Raw genomic sequence first — 16,457 nt, 5'->3', positions numbered from 1 at the left:
GTAGCGTCGCGGATGCGTGAGCCTCTTTTGTCCGGGCCATGACCTATTTCGGGTCAATATAATCGACTCGAAGTAGGTCAGGCCCATGGACATTCACTCCCTACATGTCGAACACACAGTTCTGCTGGCGGTTTACACGCTGCTGACAGTTGTGAATGGGCGGATGCACAAAGGAATCCAGGGCATCCATTGGTTTTCGATCTATAACGCGCTGTTGTTTGTAGGTGCCCTGCTCATAGCGTTGCGGGGCCACATCCCCAACGCGCTCTCGATTGTCGGCGGCAACCTGTTTGTGGTGGCGGGTTACATCGCACTCTTTATCTGTCTGGCACGGTTCTTCGGAGCGAAGCTGACCGAGATCCGCATTCAGTTGGCTTTGGCCGCCGCCGCTATAGTCACGATGGTGCAATACGGGTTGATTCATCCCGATACGGACAAGCGGCTCTTAGCTTACAGTGTGATTCTTTGCCTGCAACAGGCACACGTAGCTTTCTTTGTGGCACGCAAGGAACGCCGCGACACGCATGCGGCAGCTTCGATGGCACTGATGTTGGGCGGACTTGGGCTGATGAATATCTGGCGTATCAGCGCCGTGCTCACGCAGACGGTTCCCCAGGATTATCTCAAGGTCCATGGCGGCCTGGTCTGGATGGTACTGATCAACACCGCCCTCCAGTGTGGAGCGATCGTGTCTTACGTATGGATGACGGCGTCACTGCTGCGGGGCAACCTCGCGGTGCAGGCGCTGACCGATCCACTCACGGGGCTTTTGAACCGGCGGGCAATGGATCGCGCGGCCGAGAAGGTTCTCGGCGCTATGACACCGGATGCGCCTGCCTCGGCGATCGCGGTCGACTTGAATGACTTCAAGCAAATCAACGACTCCTTCGGCCACGCATGCGGCGATGCGACGTTGATCGCGGTGGCGCGCTGCCTTGAACTGGGGCTGCGGCATAGCGACTTTATCGGCAGGATGGGCGGGGACGAGTTCATTGCGCTGCTGCCGCGAACCTCTGTAGAGGTGGCGGGGGAGACGGCGCGGTCGCTCGATCAGGCCCTGCGTGCGGTCGTGGTTCCCTTTGAAGGGAAAGAGGTGCGCATCTCCGCGAGCTTTGGCTGTGCGCAGGCTGGCAGTGCCACGACCAGCTGGGGAGACCTGATCGGCGCATGTGACAAGGCGCTCTACGCAGCGAAGAGCGATCGCCGCCGAAGTACCGTGGCGTCGGTCGGAGTTCCAGAGCCTGCAGTTTAGTCCTCTCAGGCGTCTTTTGATGACCTGATGAACCTTTGCTAGTGAGCTCTTAAGTTCAGTTGGCAGAAGGCGCGATCTCCCTGAAAACAGCGATGCAGCTTGCTAGACGTACCTCGAAACTGGTAACAAAGACGAGGAATGAATAGCTGGATCATCTCATTGTCGGTCGCTTATCTACTGGGCTCCATCCCATTTGGGTATCTGCTGGTGCGGACCTTCAATCACCAGGACATCCGTAAGACAGGCAGCGGGAATATCGGTGCGACGAATGTAATTCGCTCCGGAGCGAAGGGGCTGGGTTTCGCAACTTTGCTGCTCGACCTTGGCAAGGCGTTCTGCGCGGTACTGATTGCGAAGAAGCTTGCCCCGGGAAACTATGATCTCGCAGTCGCGACGGCCGTGGCGGCGGTCGTTGGCCACATTTACCCGGTGTGGCTCGGCTTTCGCGGAGGCAAGGGAGTGGCCAGTGCGCTCGGTGTCTTTTTAGCGCTTACATGGCCCAGCGCCTTATGCATTCTAAGCGTCTTTATTGTGGTCGTAGTCCTGACCCGCTTCGTATCTCTTGCCTCGATCATTGCTGCAGCGACTCTGCCGTTCTTTGCTTACTTCTTCGTTCCGGAGCGCAGCGCAATCGTGATCGCTGGATTTCTGTTGATCACGGCGCTGATCATTGGCAAGCATCACCAAAACATTCGCCGTCTTTTGGCAGGAACTGAGAGCCGATTTGGCTCCAGAAAGGCGGGTAATTGAGCCGCATTGCAATTCTTGGGGCAGGTGCCTGGGGCACCGCACTGACGATCTCCCTCGCTCGACGCGGAGGGCATGAACTTGTACTCTGGTCGCACTCGGAGGCACTCGCCGAGACGATGACCGAGACCGGCCGGAACGTAACTTATCTGCCGCACGCGATGGTGCCGGCGGATGTGCAGATTACCGCTGATCTGCCGGGTGCGATCTTCGAGGCAGACATTCTGCTGTGCGTGCCTCCTTCGCAGCATATGCGCGGCATCGTCTCGCATATTGCGCCTTTGTTGACGCGCAATCAGGTACTGATCAGCGCCAGCAAGGGAATTGAGGACGGGAGTTTCCTGCGCATGTCACAGGTGATGGCCTCGGTGACCAACAACCCCATCGGTGTGTTGAGTGGGCCATCCTTTGCGCAGGAGGTTGCTACGGGGCAGCCGACGGCGATCGTGGCGGCAGCCAGTGACGGCGTTCTGGCGCAACTGATCCAGCACGAGTTCGCCAGTCCGTCTCTGCGTGTCTACACGAACGATGATGTTGCGGGCGTGGAACTTGGCGGCGCGTTGAAGAATGTGATCGCGCTTGCTGCCGGCGTAGTCGTCGGTCTGGAGTTGGGCAGCAACTCCGCCGCTGCATTGATCACGCGGGGCATCGCAGAGATCACTCGTCTATCCGTGGCTTGCGGCGGCCGCAGGCAGACGCTAGCGGGCCTCTCCGGCGTAGGTGACCTAGTGCTTACCTGCACAGGCGGACTCTCGCGAAATCGTACCGTCGGTGTCGAGCTAGGCAAGGGCCGCAAGCTCAATGCGATTCTTGGAGAGCTCAACGGCAAGGTGGCTGAAGGAATTCGCAGCACGACTGCCGCTTTGGGGCTGGCTGCGCGGTACGGCGTTGATATGCCGATCACCGAGCAGGTGGACGCGATCCTGAATCGCGACAAGGACCCCAAGGACGCCATCCGCGAACTGATGACGCGCCCGGGCAAGGACGAGTAATCGGCTCAGATCTTGAGGAAGATGCGTCTGCGATAGAGCAGTACATACACCACGAGCCAGCATAGGGCGACGTATCCCAGGCTGTAGATGAGTGATGCGAAGGCGACATCCGGGATGAAGCGATGGCAGAGTCCGTAGAGCGTCTGCTGAAGGTTCTGGCCGCTGCTAAGGTGAATGATCCCGAAGATGGTTGCGAGTACCTCTGACAAGACGTAAGAGAAGATTGCGTTGGTACCGAAGACCAGCAGCGCCGTCGTGGCGAAGGAGTTCCTGGGCTCCTGCGAAGGCTTCCGCAGATCTGAGATCCAGATAAAGAGCGCGAGCAGGATCATACTGAGACCGCCTGCGAAGAGCGCGTAGGAACTCGTCCAGAGCTTCTTGTTGATCGGGAAGTCGATGTTCCACATCAGCCCGAGAGAGACTGCCGTGAAGCCCGCCAGCAGGATGTAGTTTGCCTTCGTCCTGAGCTCGTGCTTTGTCTGCAGCCATAACCCGGTGAGCAGGCCCATAAGGATCGTGCCCAGTGCCGGCAAGGTGCTCAGCAGGCCTTCAGGGTCGCGGGTGTGTTCGTACAGGTGGCCGGGCGAGAAGATCTGCCGATCCAGCCACGCCGTAAGATTCGAGTCGCGGCTGAGCAGAGGGATCCCGTGGGTGGGGACGCCAACGCCGGGCACGGACACGAAGCGCATCAGTATCCAGTAGCCGATGAGGGCTGCCACAAGAGCCGCAACCTTGCTGCGCCAACCCGGAAAGTAGATGTAAAACGTCGCAACGATGAGATAACAGAGCGCAATGCGGGGCAGAACGCCATAGAACCGCATGGTCGCGAAGTGGAAGAAGGGAAAGTTGTTGACCACCATCCCCAGAAGAAAGAGGATCACCGATCTGCGCAGGACATGCAGGAAGAGGCTCTGCTTGCTCTCGCCGCGAGCAAGCCTACCTGCGGTGGAAAGCACGGTTGAGATGCCGACGAGAAAGAGGAAGGTGGGGAAGACCAGGTCGGTCGGCGTGAAGCCGTTCCAGTCAGCGTGCTTCAGGGCCCAGTAAGCTCCGTTACCGTCGCCGTTGTCGTTGACCAGAATCATGAAGGCGAGAGTGAGCCCTCGCAGCAGGTCGATCGAAAGCAGACGGCGAGGGCGCACCGTTGCGGTTGGCGAATCAAGTACGGAGGCAGAAGAGGATTGAGTGGTCATTCGGGGGCCGGTCTCCTGCTTGCGATTATCGCGTAAATCCAGTCACTTAGAGCAATTTACTTAGGACTTATGTTCCGCAGAAAGTAGCGATCACGGATTCTTCGGGGCGGGCTGGTCTGGTGTAGAGCTCCAGGTCCGGTCTGTCCTCGTAGGGGCGCGAGACGGCGTCGAGCATCTCTTCGAACGGCTGAAAATCCTCGCGCTGAATGGCCGCGTCGATCACGGCCTGCACGAGGTGATTGCGCGGGATGACGGAAGGGTTGGCGGTCCGCATCGCCGCTGCTCGTTCGTGGGCCGATGCAGGTTCGCTCTCGAGACGTTGCCGCCACGCTGAGGCCCATGCGTCGTAGGCTGTTGGATCTGCGAAGAGAGCGCGGACGCGAGTATCCGCCTCTGTACTGGCCGCGGCATCGCAGAGTGTACGGAAGGTAAGCGCGAAGTCGGCGCGATTGGCCGCCATGCGGGAGAGCAGATCGACCGCGAGCGCTTCGTCGCCTTCGCGATGCGTGGAGAGGCCCAGCTTGCGTCGCAGGCCCGCATGCAGTGCCTTGTTAAAAATCCCCTCGAAGGCAGCCAACGATCCTTTGGCTGAAGCCAGCCCCGCTTCATCGCCTCCGGCTTCGGTCGCGAGAAGGGGCAGGAGCGTCTCCGCCAGCCGCGTGAGGTTCCACAACATCATGGCGGGCTGATTGCCATACGCATAGCGGCCCTGCTGGTCTCTCGAGCTGAAGACTTTTGCTGGATCGTAGGCTTCTAGGAAGGCGCACGGACCGTAGTCGATGGTCTCGCCGGAGATCGAGGTGTTGTCAGTATTCATCACGCCGTGGATGAATCCCACCAGCATCCACTGCGCGACCAGCTGCGCCTGGCGTGAGATGACGCCGTCGAGGAATGCCCGGTAGGGATGAGGTGTCTTGGGCGCTTCAGGGTAATGGCGAGCGATCGCATAGTCCGCGAGAAGCTTTGTGCCTTCGATGTCCGACCGCGCCGCGAAGTATTGAAAGGTGCCGACCCGCAAGTGGCTTGCGGCAACCCGCGTGAAGATCGCTCCCGGCAGGACTGTCTCGCGAACTACCTTCTGGCCGGTCGTAACGGCTGCGAGAGCGCGGGTGGTGGGCACGCCTAGAGCCGCCATGGCCTCGCTGAGGATGTACTCCCGCAGGACGGGGCCGAGAGCGGCCCTGCCGTCGCCGCGGCGCGAGAAGGCGGTCGGCCCGGAACCTTTGAGCTGGATGTCGTAGCGTTGGCCGTCCTGAGCGACCACCTCTCCAAGAAGAAGTGCACGGCCGTCGCCAAGTTGCGGAACGAAGTGTCCGAACTGATGGCCTGCATAGGCGAGAGCGATCGGCTCTGATCCGGTTGCCACGCGATTGCCGGAGAGAACCGCGATGCCCTCAGGGATTGCCAGTGCAACCGGATCGAGGCCTAGTTGCAGCGCCAGCCTATCGTTGATCTTGATCAGGCGAGGGGCGGCGACCGGCGCTGCAGTCGTCCGCGAGTAGAAGCGTTCAGGGAGCTTCGTGTAAGTATTCGCGAAGTCGATCGAGACGAACTTGTGACCGTCGCTTGAGGTGTCGGGAAGGGCCGAGGCATCGGCAGTTGAGTGCATATCCCATTGGATAACGAATCTGCCCGGATGATCCATATGGAAACTCGCAGAGCGAGAGTTTCGGGTGTGGATGGACTGGAAAATAGGAGATGGTACGGATGTACTATCCGTCTTGACTGTGATAGAGGGCGATGCCTAGAGTTCTCAGGTCTGAGAAATCGTTTACTCAAATGCACTCACCGCGACGGCCTCGCGGGAGCTTGAAGTATGCGATTCCGGGCTCTGCAGCCATCAACTTCTACGAGGTCAGTTCATGTCGAAACGTCTTCTATCTTTGGTCCTTTGCTCATTCGCGTTTCTCCTGTTTGGGCTTCCGGAGACGGGGCTAGCGCAATTCAGCGGAAACATCTCCGGCGTCGTTAGCGACCCGACGGGGGCAGTCGTTGCGAATGCTTCCCTGGTGTTGACCAACAAGTCGACTGGAGAGAAGCGAACTGCTACCAGCAGCAGCGAAGGCGTCTACCAGTTCGTCAGCCTCGCGCCTTCGGCGTATGAACTGGAGAGCACGCTTAGCGGATTTACGCCCTCGCATATCAGCCTGACTCTGGGAACCAATCAGAACCTCAACCTGCCGGTGACGCTGACGGTTGGCGGATCGACGACGCAGGTTGACGTGAACACGCAGGCCGCTGTGCTGGACATCGGCGAGACGCGCCAGCAGGAAACGCTTTCTACGGAGACTCTTTCGACTCTGCCGCTCGCGGGGCGAAACATGATCTCTCTGGTGACCCTTGCTCCGGGCGTAACCGGAACCGGTGTAACGAGCAATGGCAGCCCCGGATCAGGCCGCGACAACTTTTCTACTGAGACGCAGGTGGACGCCAGTGCGAACGGCATGGGCGCGGTCGGGAACATGTACATCGTCGACGGTCTCGACGTCAGCAGCTCGATTCGTCCGGGTGTGCTGAATATGACACCGAATCCCGATTCGATTCAAGAGACGACGATCCAGACCAACACCTACAACGTGGACTATGGCCGCTCGAGCTCCATCCAGATGACGATGACCACGAAGTCCGGTGGCAGCCGGTATCACGGCAACGCCAGCGACTATTTCAACTACCAGGGCTTCTTCGCCGGCACGGAGTTTTCGAAGACTTACACGCCGTTCCATAGCAATAACATCTCGGCGACCATCGGTGGGCCGATTATTCCTCACAAGGATGGCTTCTTCTTCTTCGCGATTGAGCCGCTACGTTCCTCCACCGCTGTCAGCTCGAACATCACCTTCGAAGATCCCGCTTTCACGGCATTTGCGAAGACCAACTTCCCGAACACACTTGGGACTTTGCTTCTCACAACGTATCCCGTCACGAAGGTCAACAATGTAACCGTGGCTTCAACCGCCGCCAGCGTCTTCCCCACGACGAGCGCCACGCCTTGCGGGACGGCAGCCAGCAACTTCCTGCCCTGCGGCACGGCGATTCTCGATAACGGCAACTACACGGACACTGCATTCCGCAACGGAAATCAATACAGCGTCCGTCTCGATAAGAACTTCAAGGCTGAGCGTCTTTACGGTGCGTACTACCGCACCACGCTGAGCAGTAACGGCACCAATCCTCGCGGGGCCTTTGGTACGACCAGCAAGTATGCGCAGTACGCGATCCAGGTCAACGAGACTCACACCTTCAACTCCACTACGCTGAACGAAGCGTCGTTCGCGGCGATGCGTGTGGAAGGTATCGCACCCAGCTCCGGCCTGTTCACTGTGCCGGTCGTCAACGTCACGGGCCTTGGCCAGGGCTTCGGCGCGGGCTTCGCTCAGGGCGACTTTATTCAGCACAACTACCACTGGCGCGACGTCCTCAATCACACCTTCAAGTCACACGATATCCGGGTCGGCTATGAGGGTTTGTTCTCAGACGACGTCGAGGTCTTCGATGGTCCTTATGACCAGCCGACGTTCAACTTCAACAGCCTGCTCGACTTGGCGAAGGATAATGTCTATACGGAGACCGGACTCTCTTACAACCCGACAACCGGTCAGCGCACGGCCTATAGCTGGGACGCTGCTGGCGTGACGCATGGCTTCTTCGCAGAGGACACCTGGAAGCTGAAGCGCAACCTTACCCTGAACTACGGGCTCCGTTGGGATGACTACGGCAATCCCTACTCGCGTACGCCAAGCACGGTCTTCGGGAACTTCATTCCCGGCGCAGGTACTACGTTCCAGGAGCAGATCTCGAATGGAGCTGTGGTTCCGCATCACCACGCGCTGAACCGCTCCATCACCGATGTCTTCAGCCCTCGCGCAGGTATAGCTTACAGCCCGGACTCAGCAGGGAAGTGGCTGATCAAGGGCGGCGCGGGTATCTTCCACAACTGGCCGACGCTTGCCAACCTGCAGGAGGAGTATCGCGGCAATCCTCCAGGAAACATCTTCCCGGTGTTTTACGGCGGACAGGACCCGGCGCCTGTCTTTGGCCTGGGAACGACGAACGTCAAGCCTTATGGCTATGCCGCGCCTGAGCTGCCTGCGCGTCCGCTTACCGCTAAGGGCGGTATCGAGGGCCTTCAGTTTTCGATTGGCGGTATCGACGCGAATCTGAAGTCGCCCATCGCATACATCTACTCCGCTGGCGTAGAGCGCGAGGTTGCACACAACATCGTCGCCAGCCTGGCGTACTCCGGCACACGGGGTACGGACCTACTCTCGGGCGGCGGCCAGGTCTATAACGTCAGCTATGGTCAGGACATCAACGTCTTCGAAGGGGACCTGGTACAGAACGGCTCGACCTCACCGACGAGGTTGAACACTAGCTTCGGTTCGGTCTACTACACGCAGAACGACCGCGAGTCGGGGTATAACGCCTTCATCGCTGGAGTTCGTGGCCGGTTCCCGCGTACCTTCTTCACGGTGTATTACACGCACTCCGCTTCGAAGGATGACACACAGGTCCTTCCGACCTACACCAATCCGCATCGCTGGTATGGGCCATCGAACTGGGACGCTCCAGATCGTGTGTCGGCAGTGCTGAACTACGAGGTGCCGAAGTACAACAACGGTCTGGGCCTGACGGGGCGCGTATTGAGCGGCTGGTCGGTCAACGGAACGCTGATCGCGCAGAGTGGGAATCCGCTTAACGTGTACACGTCAGCGTCCTTTGCCAACGGCGGCGACTATAACGCGGATGGCGATAACTTCGACTTCCCGAACGTCGCTAGCTACAAGCAGGACACCAGCCGCAAGGCCTTCCTGAATACCGGATCGTTGGTGGGTTCGAACTTTACCGCGCCGACGTTGGGCACGGATGGTAATGAGAAGTACAACGCCTTCCGTACACCGGCCTTCCAGCAGTGGGATGCCTCGTTCCTGAAGACCACGGCGATTGCGGAGTCGGTGAACTTCCAGCTTCGCTTTGAGTTCTTCAACATCTTCAACCATCCAAACCTTGGCGGTGTGGTGACAGACCTGTCGAACGGCAACTTCGGCAAGGCGACTTCGCAGGGGCCGCCGCGGTTCTTCCAACTGGGAGGCAACCTGACCTTCTAATCGCTCTCTCCGGGCTGCGGTCATGTGCTCCAATGGCCGCAGCTTTCTTTTCTTCTCGAGGTTGGAGTTCTTCATGCGACATCTTTACCGGTGGGCTCTGAGTTGGCTGATTGCGATGGGGGCTGCCAGCGCTGCTGCGCAATCGGGTTCCGCTATCTTCACCTTGCTGCAGCAGCACAAGTTTGCTGAGGCTGAGACTGCTTCTCGCGCAGTGCTTGTGACGAAGCCGAACGACTGTTCCGTCCTGACGCTGCTTGGTCTAGCGCAGCGTGGCCAGTCGAAACTCGATGACGCGTTTCAAAGTTTTCAGAGTGCCAATCAATCTTGTCCGACGAACCTTGCAAGCCTTGAAGGAGCAGCGGAGATTGCTTACAGCAGACGCATGCCAGAAGCGGACGGCTTGTTGAAGCGTGTCATCGAATTGCAGCCAGGGAACTCGGCGGCCCACGCGATGCTGGGTGCGGTCGAGGCACGAAGTGGGGATTGTGAGGCGTCGGTGACGAACTATGCGATGGCGAGCGAGCAGATCAGCCGCAGTGTCCCAGCGCTTCGTCAGTATGCTGGCTGCCTGGTCACGCTGGGCAGAATGAGGGAGGCGGTCGAGCCGCTGACCGACCTCCTCGCTCTCCAGGATAAGGGTGTCAATCGCCGAACGCTGGCGCGGGCGCAGAGCGACTCGGGAGATCGTGCTGCTGCTGTGATGACGCTTGATCCGCTGCTGCACGCGGAGCCTCCTGATGACGCGGCGTTGCTGCTGCGGGCGCGTATCTCGGAGGCCGATAACAAGACTCCCGAGGCAGTCGCGTGGTTGCGTCAGGCGATCCAGGTTGGTGCGAAGAACGTGGAGAACTATCTGTACTTTGCCGAGGTGTCGTTCGCGCATGGTTCGTACCAGGTTGGCGTTGATCTGCTGAATACGGGGCTGCAACAGTTGCCGGACAATCCGCGTCTGCTGCTTGCGCGTGGGGTACTGCTCGCGCAGCTTGATCAGATGGGCGCTGCACTCAGGGACTTCGAAGCCGCGCATCGCCTCGACCCGAAGCTTTCGCTGGCAGAGGACGCCATGGGCGTGCTCTTCAGCCAGAAGCACGATATGTCTGCCGCGCGGTCGGTCTTCCGCGACAAGCTGAAGGCGCAGCCGAATGATGCGTTGTTGCAGTATCTCTATGCAGAGTCGCTCTCGGAAGGGACGGTTGAAGATGCGAAGACTTTGGGGGAGGCGATTGCAGCGGCGAAGCGCTCGGTGGAGCTTGAGCCTTCCTATCAACCGGCGCGCGATCTGCTGTGCGTGTTGTTGCTGCGGCATGGGGATCTAAAGGAGGTCGTGGAGCAGGCGAATGAGGCGCTCAAGCGCGACCCCTATGACGAGGCGGCGCTCTACCAGGAGTTGCAGGCAGAGCGGCGGTTGAAGCAGTCAGATCGGCTGCCGGATCTCGTCGCCAGGTTGCAGGCTGCGAAGAGTCACAACCAGATAGCTGTCACGAAGTACGTGCTGAGCGATGGGGCGGCTGCTCCGAATGAACACTGAACGTCTTTCGAAAACTGCGACACAGAGAGGGAACAAACGATGTCCTATAAGAGCCGGCGGAGTTTTCTAAAGAGAGGTGCAGCGCTTGCTGCTGGAAGTGCGGTGATGCGTGGTTTGTCCTTCGGTGCCACTACGAATGCCGCCACGTCACCGAAGCCCACGCGGCTCATGCAGTTCGACTATGCGGACGTGCAGTTGCTCGAGGGGCCGATGCAGGAACAGTTCAAGCACAACCACGAGCTCTTCCTGAATCTCGACGAAGACAGCATGTTGAAGCCTTTTCGCCAGCTTACTGGGATGCCTGCTCCGGGTGAGGATATGGGCGGGTGGTACACGCCCTCGAACAAGTTCGATCCGCCGAAGGACATGACTGGCTATATCCCGGGGCATAGCTTCGGGCAGTATCTCTCCGGGTTATCCCGTGCCTATGCCGTGACTGGCGACAAGGCCACGCAAGCCAAGGTACATCGGCTGGTGAAGGGCTATGCGGCTACGGTGAACACGAAGTTCTACGATGGCTATTGCCTACCCGCTTACACCTTCGAAAAGACGAACTGCGGCTTGATCGATGCGCATGAGTTCGCGCATGATCCTGATGCGTTCGCGGTGCTGAATAAGTCCACCGACGCGGTCCTGCCGTGGCTCCCACCGAAGGCGCTGGACCGCACCGAGATGGCCGCGCGACCACACCCGAACGTCGCTTATACATGGGACGAGAGCTACACGCTGCCGGAGAACTTTTTCATCGGATACCAGCGTGGCGCGGGCGATCGCTACCGCCTGCTGGCGCGGCGGTTCCTGCAGGACGATACCTACTTTGGGCCGTTGTCGGAGAACCGCAATGTTCTGCCCGGGCAACATGCCTATAGCCACGTGAATGCGCTGAACTCCGCGATGCAGTCTTACATCACCGATGGCAGTGAGATGCATCTGGCCGCCGCGAAGAACGGCTTTCAGTTTGTGTTGGAGCAAAGCTTCGCGACCGGTGGATGGGGCCCGGACGAGGGATTCCGCAAGCCGGGAACGGATGATCTGGCGCATACGCTGACCACGTCTCACAATAGCTTCGAGACGCCGTGTGGAGCCTACGGCCACTTCAAGATCGCGCGCAACCTGATGCGCGTTACTGGCAGCAGCACTTACGGCGACAGCATGGAGGCCGTGCTGCACAACACGATTCTTGGTGCGCGTCCGATTCGTCCGGATGGTGTGAGCTTCTACTATGCGGACTACAACAACGACGCGAAGAAGGTGGACTACGAGCAGAAGTGGCCGTGCTGCTCGGGGACGTTTCCGCAGTTGACCGCGGACTACGGCATCAGCTCGTACCTGCGTAGCCCTAAAGGTGTGTACGTCAATCTCTATGTGCCTTCAAAAGTTACATTCAGGCAGGCAGGGGCTCGCGTCGTTCTTACCCAGAACACGGAGTATCCGCGGCTGGATGAGTCGACCATGCACTTGAAGATGGACAAGCCAGCGCAGTTCATCGTCGCGCTGCGCATCCCGGCGTGGGCAGGGTCAAAGTCTGAAGTGCTGGTGAATGGCAAGCCGTCAGGTAAGACTTTGGAGCCCGGAACGTGGGCTGAGCTCGATCGGACGTGGAAGAACGACGACCGCATCGAACTTACCTTCGACATGCCGTCGCGGCTGGTGCCCATCGATCCACAGCATCCGGATACCGTGGCGTTGGTGCGGGGGCCGGTTTCGCTGTTTGCCATCGAGCAGGGAAGCGCGAAGCTGACGAAGGCGCAGATGCTGGCGGCGCAGCGTGTCTCCGCCAGTTCCGGTGACTGGGAGGTGCAGACGGACGGTGGTAAGGTGTTGATGCGTCCGTATCCGGCGATCGCGACGGAGGAGTACCGGCTTTATCAGTCGACGTAAATTCGTGAGGCGCGGCGGGAGGAGGGTGATGTCATCGTCAGCAGGATTTCGCCGATGGCTGATGGCATCGCTCATGCTTTTGGCAGTCGTGGCGGGATGCAGGCGCGCGCCAAAGCAGATCACCCTGATTCCGATCACCACCGGAGTTCCCCTGTGGGATGCGGCCCATGCCGGAGCGGTAGTTGGCGCGGCGAGCTGCGGCTTGGGCGTTCACTACAACGGGCCTGCGCGCGATGACGATCTGCAGGGGCAGCTGACGCTCTTCGACAACTCACGCCGAGGTGAATACGCGGGGATCATCCTGGTGCCGATCCAGGCACAGGCGCTGCGCAATCCTGTTCAACGCGCAGCTTCGGCAGGGCTGCCGATTGTGGTCATTGGCGAGGACCTGGGAATTCGCCGGTCGAATGTGGCCTATTTTCTCAGCGACGAGCGGCTGGGTGGGCAGATGGCTGCCGACGAGATCGGCGCTCTGCTTCATGGCAAGGGCGCGGTGGCGATCATGGGTCTCGATCTGAACCGCTCCAGCAGCCTTGAGCGCGAGCGCGGATTCGAGGCTGAGCTTTCGAAGAGCTTCCCGGGAATCCAGGTAGTTGGTCGGCGCAGCGGCTCTGTGAATCTTGCGCAGGAGCAGCAGATCGGGCAGGAGTTGCTATCGCTGCCTGTGCAGGTGGATGCCCTGGTGGCGTTGAGTGCGGCGTCGACGCGGGGAGCCTACTTTGCGAAGTTGAACCAGGCTGATCCGCGACCATTGCACATCGTGGGCTTCGACCAGGATCTGCTGATGCCGATCAACACGGGTGAGATTGACGCCATCGTGGCGATGCGGACGCGACAGATCGGAAAGATGGCTGCCGAAGCGATCTGCGCCGGCGTGCGAGGTGAACCTATGAAGGCGGGGACGGTGGTTCAGCCGCTGCTGGTTACGGCGGCGAACATCGGCGGTGCTGAGGTGGCGGATGAACTTCTGGACCGCGCCTGGTGGGACGAGCGGAAGGAGTGATGTCGAAGAGCAAACTCAAAGTCGTGCTGTCGATTGTGGTCCTCGCGATCGCTGCAGCCGCGTGGGCGGGATATCGCAGCCTGATGCGGCCATCTATCGCGGGCTTCAGCAATCAGGCTGACGCGTGGACGCCCTATGGGGGCGCCTGGCAGTTGAGCGATGGAATCATGCGTAACAATTCCGACGAGCGAGGGGCGAAGTTGCTGGGCGGATCGAAGTATTGGAAGGACTACAGCGTCGAGTCCGATGTTGCGTTGCTGGGTAGCTATGGTGACACGGGGCTGATTGTAAGAGCGCGTGATCCCGAGCAGGGTGTCGACTCGTACTCCGGGTTCTTCGCTGGGCTGCGCACGCTGGACAACACACTGCTGCTTGGCCGTTCGGACTTTGGATGGGAGGAGTACAAGGCGACTCCGATTCCGGGGAACATTGAAGTGCGCCGCTTCTATCACCTGAAGGTGGTTGTGGTGGGATGCTCAATCGGCGTGATGGTGAATCTTCCGGGCGGAGGAGTGGTCCGCGAGGGAGTCGAGTTGACGAACTGCAATCGTACCGGGGAGGTCGGCGTGAAGTCGTACCAGACACCCGCGATGTGGAAGAACTTTCGCGTGCAGCCCGCGACGATGGATGATCTGAACGCCCTGATGGGTGGCACAGCTCTGGGCTCACACAGGGCGGGAACGCTCTATGGCGTCGCGCAACACGCTAACGATATCGGGCCGATCCAGCAGGAGGCGCTGAATCATCGTCTGGAAGGAGTGACGGTGCCGGTGGCGGAGCTGAAGCTGCTGTCCCCGACGACCGCGACGCAAGCGTCCATCCGCGGGGTGGTGCGTCTGTTGTCCCCGATGGTCTACGTGGAAGACGCGACCGGAGGCATTGCGGTGGAGTCGCACGACGCTCCCGCGCTTGCGATTGGCGATGAGGTACAAATTACCGGATCGATCTCGCGCTCGGCAGGTCTGCTGGTGATGAGGGAGGGGCACGTGAAGATTCTCTGGTCGAACAATCCTGCTTCACCGCCGATGATTACTGCGGACGAGGCGGCTACCGGGGATGAAGACGGTCGGCTGGTCGTGTTGCAGGGAACGCTGATGCGAACGCTTGAGACGTCGGGCCAGGAGGGAGTGCTTGAGCTTGAGGCCAGAGGCGAAGTCTTTCGCGTGATCGTCGAGGCGAACAACTATGAACGTGAGCTATCGAAGCTGAGGCCTGGGAGCGAGCTGCAACTGACCGGCGTCATTCGTTCTGACCCGGGATTTGCTGGAGACAGCGCCTTCGCATTGCTGCTTTCTCCTTCGCAGGGAGCTTTGCGCGTCACCCATGAGGCTCCGTGGTGGACGCGGCGGCACATCGTTTACGTGACTATTCTGGTGCTTGTGCTCGCCGTTGGCGGCGTGATGATCTACAACGAGATCAAGCACCGTTATCTTCTTCACGTTCTCGAAGAGCGCGAGTTGCTGGCGCACGATCTGCACGATACGGTGTCGCAGAGCTTTGCCGGGATCGGATTTCAACTGCGGGCGGTTGAGGACACACTCGGTTCGGGCAAGTCACCGCAACTGCAACTGGGACGGGCACAGACCATGGTGCGCGAGAGCCACGAGGAGCTGCGGAGGAGCATCACCACGCTTCGATCCGAGGTCGCGAGCCTGAGCAACCTTGCAGCGGCACTGAAGGCCTGCGCTGAGCGACTGGTGGAGGGCGGTAGCCTGACGATCGAGTGCGTCTCAGAAGGTGAGCCAAGACGGCTGCCGCTGCGCGTCGCGGACTGCTTCTTCCGCATTGGGCAGGAGTCGATCTCGAACGCGGTGTTGCACGCGGAGGCGTCTTCGCTCTCGATTCGTCTGCGGTATGAGGCGCGGCATCTGACGTTGTTGATCGTCGATAATGGTCGGTGGCTGAGCGAGAAGAAGGAATCCACCGGCAATGGTCTCTTCGGCATGAGCAAGCGGGCGGAGATGATTGGGGCGCACCTGCAGGTATCGAGCGATGGCCACGGCACCTCCGTTCGACTGGAGACAGAGCTGGTTCGACTGCCTCATCTCCTCAATGGCTCCGGCGTGCACGGCTTCTGGCTTTACCTCAAGGATTCAATAAGGAAGGGAGAGCGCCATGACTGATACCTCGAAGATCCGCTTGCTGATTGTCGACGACCACCCCGTAGTCCGCGAAGGTCTGCGCAGCATGATCTCAAACTTCGCCCAGATTCAACTGGTGATGGTGTGTTCTTCTGGCGAGGAGGCTTTGCGCGTTGCGTGCCGCCAGCCGGTAGACGTCATGCTGATCGATCTGCGGATGTCTCCGATGGGCGGCGTCGAGGTGCTGAAGAGGTTGAAGCAGAAGGCACCGGCGTGCAGGGGGCTGATCCTGTCGACCTACGAGCTGGATGAAGAGATCTTTCAGGCGTTCGAGGCTGGTGCCCGTGGCTATCTGAGCAAGGATGCGCTGCCCGACCATATCTCGAAGAGCATTGAACTGGCGCATGCCGGAAGGCTGATCTTTTCGAGCCAGATGATGGAGCGGATCGAGCAGCGGCGGCAGCGGAGAAACCTGACCGCGCGGGAGTTGAGCGTGCTGGAGATGGTGGCGAAGGGGCTGACCAACAAGGAGATCGCCGGGGCGTCGGGCGTGAGTCAGTTCACGGTTCGGAACCAGCTCAGCAGCATCTCGAGCAAGCTCGATGTCTGCGACCGCACCGAGGCAGCGCGGGTCGCGATCGAGCAGGGGATTATCCGCATCGACTGAAGTTCGTG

The 16,457-nt window shown here is 59.8% G+C and carries 11 protein-coding genes; 9 read left to right on the top strand and 2 right to left on the bottom strand.

What is annotated here, in order from left to right; translation table 11 throughout:
- The first annotated feature begins 85 nt into the window (after window positions 1-85).
- The 3 genes from HDF16_RS19150 (at window position 86) to HDF16_RS19140 (ending at window position 2,991) form a co-directional block, all read left to right on the top strand.
- Window positions 86-1,252, top strand: coding sequence for a GGDEF domain-containing protein (locus HDF16_RS19150; RefSeq protein WP_184220297.1), 1,167 nt, complete (start codon window positions 86-88; stop codon window positions 1,250-1,252).
- Window positions 1,253-1,390: 138 nt separating this feature from the next.
- Window positions 1,391-2,002 (top strand): glycerol-3-phosphate 1-O-acyltransferase PlsY, encoded by a 612-nt coding sequence (gene plsY / locus HDF16_RS19145; RefSeq protein ID WP_184220294.1) that lies wholly within the window; start codon window positions 1,391-1,393, stop codon window positions 2,000-2,002.
- Window positions 1,999-2,991, top strand: coding sequence for an NAD(P)H-dependent glycerol-3-phosphate dehydrogenase (locus HDF16_RS19140; protein ID WP_184220291.1), 993 nt, complete (start codon window positions 1,999-2,001; stop codon window positions 2,989-2,991). The genes plsY and HDF16_RS19140 overlap by 4 nt, the downstream gene beginning before the upstream one ends.
- Window positions 2,992-2,996: 5 nt before the next feature.
- Here HDF16_RS19140 and HDF16_RS19135 read toward each other — a convergent pair whose 3' ends face one another.
- Together HDF16_RS19135 and HDF16_RS19130 are read right to left on the bottom strand one after the other, a co-directional pair.
- Window positions 2,997-4,184 (bottom strand): acyltransferase family protein, encoded by a 1,188-nt coding sequence (locus HDF16_RS19135; protein WP_184220288.1) that lies wholly within the window; start codon window positions 4,182-4,184, stop codon window positions 2,997-2,999.
- A 67-nt stretch (window positions 4,185-4,251) separates the two neighbouring features.
- Window positions 4,252-5,793, bottom strand: a complete 1,542-nt coding sequence (locus HDF16_RS19130; RefSeq protein ID WP_184220285.1) for a protein adenylyltransferase SelO — start codon at window positions 5,791-5,793, stop codon at window positions 4,252-4,254.
- Between the two features lie 253 nt (window positions 5,794-6,046).
- Between HDF16_RS19130 and HDF16_RS19125 the strand changes: the two genes are divergently transcribed.
- From HDF16_RS19125 to HDF16_RS19100, 6 genes are all read left to right on the top strand, one after another.
- Entirely contained in the window at window positions 6,047-9,289 is a 3,243-nt protein-coding gene (locus tag HDF16_RS19125; protein WP_184220282.1) for a TonB-dependent receptor, read from the top strand.
- Window positions 9,290-9,362: 73 nt separating this feature from the next.
- Window positions 9,363-10,817 carry a tetratricopeptide repeat protein gene (locus HDF16_RS19120; protein ID WP_184220279.1) on the top strand — a complete coding sequence of 485 codons (1,455 nt, stop codon included), beginning with the start codon at window positions 9,363-9,365 and terminating at the stop codon, window positions 10,815-10,817.
- A 39-nt stretch (window positions 10,818-10,856) separates the two neighbouring features.
- Complete coding sequence (locus HDF16_RS19115; RefSeq protein ID WP_184220276.1) at window positions 10,857-12,698, top strand: beta-L-arabinofuranosidase domain-containing protein; 1,842 nt, start codon at window positions 10,857-10,859, stop codon at window positions 12,696-12,698.
- 28 nt (window positions 12,699-12,726) lie between these two features.
- Window positions 12,727-13,701, top strand: a complete 975-nt coding sequence (locus HDF16_RS19110) for a substrate-binding domain-containing protein (protein ID WP_184220273.1) — start codon at window positions 12,727-12,729, stop codon at window positions 13,699-13,701.
- A complete protein-coding gene (locus HDF16_RS19105; RefSeq protein ID WP_184220269.1) occupies window positions 13,701-15,824 on the top strand; it encodes a sensor histidine kinase in 2,124 nt (707 codons plus the stop codon). The genes HDF16_RS19110 and HDF16_RS19105 overlap by 1 nt, the downstream gene beginning before the upstream one ends.
- Entirely contained in the window at window positions 15,817-16,449 is a 633-nt protein-coding gene (locus HDF16_RS19100; RefSeq protein WP_184220265.1) for a response regulator transcription factor, read from the top strand. The genes HDF16_RS19105 and HDF16_RS19100 overlap by 8 nt, the downstream gene beginning before the upstream one ends.
- Window positions 16,450-16,457 lie beyond the last annotated feature (8 nt).

It is taken from the genome of Granulicella aggregans, assembly GCF_014203275.1.
Lineage (GTDB): Bacteria > Acidobacteriota > Terriglobia > Terriglobales > Acidobacteriaceae > Edaphobacter.
The sequence above is the reverse complement of the archived record's forward strand: the minus strand, read 5'-3'. Positions and strand labels throughout refer to the sequence as shown.